Source organism: Halorientalis sp., from assembly GCF_028275115.1.
Classification (GTDB): domain Archaea; phylum Halobacteriota; class Halobacteria; order Halobacteriales; family Haloarculaceae; genus Halorientalis.
The window spans coordinates 1-3,714 of sequence record NZ_JAQCNH010000138.1; the positions used below are offsets into that span (position 1 = coordinate 1).

The 3,714-nt window shown below is 65.0% G+C and carries 4 protein-coding genes; 1 reads left to right on the forward strand and 3 read right to left on the reverse strand.

Features of this window, described 5'->3' with window-relative positions; all coding sequences use genetic code 11:
- Nucleotides 1-834 (reverse strand): substrate-binding domain-containing protein (locus tag Q0964_RS16635; RefSeq protein ID WP_299269852.1); only part of this gene is annotated, 834 nt, incomplete at its 3' end.
- Between the two features lie 204 nt (nt 835-1,038).
- Between Q0964_RS16635 and thiE the strand changes: the two genes are divergently transcribed.
- Complete coding sequence (gene thiE, locus Q0964_RS16640; protein ID WP_299269855.1) at nt 1,039-1,665, forward strand: thiamine phosphate synthase; 627 nt, start codon at nt 1,039-1,041, stop codon at nt 1,663-1,665.
- Nucleotides 1,666-1,714: 49 nt separating this feature from the next.
- On the opposite strand, the gene Q0964_RS16645 is transcribed toward thiE, so the two are convergent.
- Both Q0964_RS16645 and Q0964_RS16650 read right to left on the reverse strand, forming a co-directional pair.
- Nucleotides 1,715-2,743: a PGF-CTERM sorting domain-containing protein gene (locus tag Q0964_RS16645; protein ID WP_299269858.1), complete on the reverse strand. Its 1,029-nt coding sequence runs from the start codon at nt 2,741-2,743 to the stop codon at nt 1,715-1,717.
- The coding region (locus Q0964_RS16650; protein ID WP_299269861.1) for a hypothetical protein at nt 2,740-3,714 on the reverse strand (975 nt) is incomplete at its 5' end. The genes Q0964_RS16645 and Q0964_RS16650, both read right to left, overlap by 4 nt.

Sequence of the window (3,714 nt, forward strand, 5' to 3'; positions counted from 1 at the left end):
CGCGAGGTAGCTAATGGCGTTGTCGGCCTGTCCGATGGCTTCGGCGAGACGCTGGTTCTGTCCGTAGCGGTTGGCGACCTCTGTGTTCGCCTCGGGATCGTCGAAGACGTTCGAGACGAAGGAGGTTCGCGTACCCGAGCCTTTCACACGGCCCAGCACCTGAATCTCGCGGTTCGGCCCGCCGAGTTCGCTCCAGTTGGTGATGCGGCCTTTGTAGAGATCCTTGAGCTGCTGGCCGGTGATCTTGGAGACGCCGGCGTCGGCGATCTCCTGGGAGACAACCAGCGGCTGGCCGTCAACACCGACGACGTGGTCGACGAACTTCTCGTAGGAGTCCCGGTCGGGGAGCTCGTCCTCGACGTTCCCGCTGGAGTTGCCGACGTCGTGCTGGCCGTTCATCACCTTCTCGACGCCGGTGCCCGAATGGGAGAGGCCGACGGTGAACTCGAACGGCGGGTCGCCGCCGTCCTTTGCCTCGAAACCGTAGAGGCCGCCCCAGTAATTGGCGAGGTTCTTCTCCGTGTCGATGTCGTACTCGCCGTGTGGCCAGTACTCGGAGTCGCTGGCGGGTCGGTTGGCGCTCCAGTAGGAGGCCCCCGTGTTCATGATGGGGTAGACCGTCGAGGAACCACCCGACTGGAGCGGGGCGATACTACCTGACGGAGCGTCGCTCTCGCCCGAAGAACCTGACGGAGTGTCGCTCTCGCCCGAACTCTCTTCGGAGTTCCCGCCGGACGAGCAACCTGCCACCGCGCCGGCGCCCGCGACACCTGTCGCCGCGATGAATTTCCGTCGTGAAATGCCGTCTGAGAGCCGCTGTGGGTCCTGCGTCATCACCAGAAAGAGGTGCAAGGAGTATTAAACTCGTTTATAATAGGGGTATATGTTGGTATGAGTGGTCAGGCTAGATACGGAGTCCAAATACTGATATAGACCATTATATATCACTCCGGAGCGGGGTGTGGTGAGCCCGGGCTGACGATACCACCTGCATGAGTAAGCGCAAGAGTCAGGATCACACCGCCCGCAGCCACTCGCATGCCCGACTGGAGCGTCTATCTGGTGACCGGCGAGTCGCTGTCGGCGGGGCGGACTACCCGCGACATCGTCGCTCACGCTATCGAGGGTGGCGTCGGCGTCGTGCAGTTACGCGAGAAGGAGTGCACCGTTCGCGAGCGCTACGAGATGGGGCGCGAGATACGGGAGCAGTGTCGCGAGGCCGGCGTCACCTTCGTCGTCAACGACCGTGTTGACCTAGCACGGGCACTCGAGGCTGACGGCGTCCATCTGGGTGACGACGACCTGCCTGTCCCGGTCGCGCGAGAACTGCTGGGCGAGGACGCGATCATCGGTCGCTCGGTGTCGACAGTCGAAGCCGCCGACGCCGCCGAAGCCGGCGGTGTGGACTATCTCGGGGTCGGGACCGTCTTCCACACGGGATCAAAAGACGATATCCCCGACGATGAACACGGTATCGGCCCCGAGCGAGTGGCAGATATCGCCGCCGCGGTCGATATCCCGCTCGTCGGTATCGGCGGCATCACGGCGGCGAACGCAGGAGAGGTGGCACGAGCAGGCGCTGACGGGGTGGCCGTGATTACCGCAATCACGCGGGCCGACGACCCCGAAGCGGCGACGAGGGCGCTTCGCGAGGCGGTCGAGTGATACTGTTGGCTGTACGTACGCGGAAGAGACGGCCCCTACCCCTGCCGAGTTAGCGCCGCCGGACAAGGAACACGGTTCCGAGGGCGACGAGAAGTGCCGCCAGGACGGTGAACCCTGGGCCGCTCGACGCAGTTGGCGTCACGGTGTCGCTGGCCGTGGTCACCGGTGTGTCGGTGGTCGGGTCGTCCGCTGAGACCGGCGTGGCCGTCGTCGCGGTGGACGGGGACTCCTCAGCGGATGGGGTCGGTGTCGCAGTCGGGGTAGCGGTTTCCGTCGGCGTCGGCGTATCCCCGTCGCCGCCGCTCCCACCACTGTTGCCACCTGTACTGCCACCAGTACTGCCACCTGTACTGCCACCAGTGGATTCGACGGTCAGAGCCTCGCCTTCCAGCACGTTCTGGCCGTTCCCGGCAGTGAGCGTCGTGTTCAGGGTGTAGTCCCCGCTGCTGTCGCCGGTGACGGTGTACTCGACGGTCCGGGTCTGGCCGCCGCTGATGGTCCCGTTATCGGAGCCACTCGCCACGCTCGTCGAGTAGCCGCTGGCGGTGCTTGGCGAGAGCTGGTAGCTCGTCGAGGTGTCTCCGGAGTTCTGGACGACGACTGTCAGTGCCGTCGACGAGCCCTCATCGACGGTACTGTTGTCCAGAGTGGTCGACAGCGTCAGGCTGGCCGGGCTGATAACCTCCAGTCCGGACTGTGCCGAGTCGCTGAGGTCGCTGCCGTCGTTCGTGTTCGTCCCCGAGGCACTGACGGTGATCTCGCCGCTGTAATCGCCCTCGACATCGGCGCTACAGTCGAACGACGCCGATCCAGTCCCACCCGAGAGGGTCGCGGTCTGTGCCCCCGATGGCGAACACGAGAGTCCGTCCGGGAGCGTCAGCGACACGTCGGCCTCACTGTTCTGGAGTTCGTCACCCGAAAGCGACACTGTCAGGTCGAAGTCATCGCCCTGGGTCACGCTGTCTGGCACGCTCACGTCGGTTATCGACAGCGATGGGTCGGCCGCGACCGGTGTCGCGATGCTTGCCAGGACCACGAGCGAGAGCGCGAGCGCGAGCAGCGAGCGGCGGCCGTTCATGCGCCCACCTCGATGACGGTGTCGGTAACACTCGTTGCCGAGGCAGAGTCCAGCCGGACGAGATAGACGCCGTCGGGCGGACTCTCCGAGAGGACACCGTAGTAGGTGCCACCGCTTTTCCTGTCGAGTGCGACGGTGTAGGTCGCGTTCTGACTGACGACCGTGGCCGTCATGCCGGGGTCGTTGGTCTTGAGGTAGATGTCCTCACCGGCCGAGAACTCGGTCGCGTTCGCGCTGACGACCGTCCCGGTCCAGACAGTCGGCTCATCGCTGGCCGACTGCACGTCGACCACCTTGGTCACGCTCCCAACGCCGGGGACGGAGAGCCGGACGATGTGCGTGCCCGGCGAGTCGATGGTCAGTTGCACACGGGTGTCACCGGACGAGGAGAGCGCGGCACTGGTGTTGTTTGCGACCGTCTGGGCTCCGGGTGAGTACGCCGTCAGGACGCCGGTCGTATCGACCGTCCCGTTGACCGTGACAGTCGTCGCCTGGCCCGCCACGACCGGCTCGGCGATGCTCAGGTTCACGCTCTCGGAGGCGTTACGGACCTCAACCAGCGTCGAGTCCGTGTCGGTCGCGCTGCCGTTCTGGACACTTACGCTGATGCTCCGGGTTCCGGTGATCGAGCTGTCGGAAGGTAGCGTTATCGATTTGGTGTACGGCGACTGTCCCGAGGGTGACAGCGACGTTTCGACGCTACTGCCGGGCAGCGCGAGCCGTATCGAGCCGCCAGTCGCGGTAACGGGTGCACCGGTCGTGCTGTCGGTGGCGGTGATGGTGAGATTCACGTCGTCACCGGGGACGAACGGACCGTCCTCGGCCGAGACGGACACGTCGAGGCTCCGGACGGTAAAGCCCGTGTAGGACTGGATCGACGAACTGTCGCTGAGCGCCGTCTGCAGGACGTACTCCCCGTCTGAGGCGTCGGTCGGGACAGTGTAATCGTAGGTCGCCACGCCGTCACTGTT